Below are 1,326 nucleotides of genomic sequence, written 5' to 3'. Positions count from 1 at the left end.
CACCGCCGGCGCGGGTCGGGAGGGCATCGGTTACCTGCCCTTCCAGCGCGGGGGCCACGTGCACGTCGTCCCGCGCGACGCGGCACGCCCGCTCGCCGAGGGCAGGTTCGACGCGCGGCTGTTCGACGTCACCGGCATGGTCGAGGCGGGCTACGACGACGCGCGCCGCGACCGCGTGCCGCTGATCGTCACGCGCTCCGACGGCCCGGTGGCGGCGGAGCTGGGCGCGCTGCGGGTCGACCGGGAGCTGCCGACCGTGCGGGCGGTGGCCACGACGGCGGCCAAGGCGTCCGGGGTCGACTGGCAGGCGCTGCTGACCGCGCCCGGCGTGGCGAAGGTCTGGCTGGACGGCGTGCGGCGGCCCGTGCTGGACCGCAGCGTCCCGCAGATCGGGGCGCCCGCCGCGTGGGCGGCCGGGTACACCGGCGTGGGCGTGAAGGTCGGCGTCGTCGACACGGGCGTCGACGGAGGGCACCCCGACCTGGTCGGCAAGGTGGTGGCCGAGCACAACTTCACCAGCGACCCCGACTCCACCGACACCATCGGCCACGGCACGCACGTCGCGTCGACCATCGCGAGCAACGGCACGCCGTACCGCGGTGTCGCGCCGGGCGCGCAGCTGCTCGCCGCCAAGGTGTGCGGGCACGAGGGCTGCCCCGAGTCCGCGATCCTCGACGGCCTGCGCTGGACCGCCGAGCAGGGCGCGGACGTGGTGAACGTCAGCCTGGGCGGCAGCGACGGGCCGGAGATCGACCTGCTGGAGGAAGCGGTCAACACCCTCTCCGCGACGCACGGCACGCTGTTCGTCGTCGCCGCGGGCAACAGCGGCGCGGCCGAGACCGTGGGTTCGCCGGGCAGCGCGGAGGCCGCGTTGACGGTCGGCGCGGTCGACCGGAACGACGACATCGCGGACTTCTCCAGCCGCGGGCCGCGCGTGGGCGACGGCGGGATCAAGCCCGACATCACCGCGCCGGGCGTCGACATCGTGGCCGCCAAGTCGCGGGCCCTGCCGGGCGCCGGTCCGGCCGACCACCTGGCCATGTCCGGCACGTCGATGGCGACGCCGCACGTCGTGGGCGCCGCCGCGCTGCTCGCGCAGCAGCACCCCGACTGGTCGGGCGACCGGCTCAAGGCCGCGTTGATGGCGGCGGCCAAGCCCAACCCCGGCCTGACGGTGATGGACCAGGGCGCGGGCCGGGTCGACTCGGCCAAGGTCATGACCACGACGCTCACCACGTCGCCCCCGAGCGTCAGCCTGGGCGTGCAGGAGTGGCCGCACGGCGACGACGTGCCGCTGAGCAAGGTGCTGACCTACCGCAACGCGGG

At 75.6% G+C, this 1,326-nt stretch carries 1 protein-coding gene; it reads left to right on the top strand.

The features are described from left to right. On the top strand, nucleotides 1–1,326 hold a 1,326-nt coding region (locus AB0G02_RS40630; protein ID WP_360806000.1), incomplete at both ends, for a S8 family serine peptidase.

Source organism: Actinosynnema sp. NPDC023658, from assembly GCF_040639995.1.
Classification (GTDB): domain Bacteria; phylum Actinomycetota; class Actinomycetes; order Mycobacteriales; family Pseudonocardiaceae; genus Actinosynnema.
The sequence above is the reverse complement of the archived record's forward strand: the minus strand, read 5'-3'. Positions and strand labels throughout refer to the sequence as shown.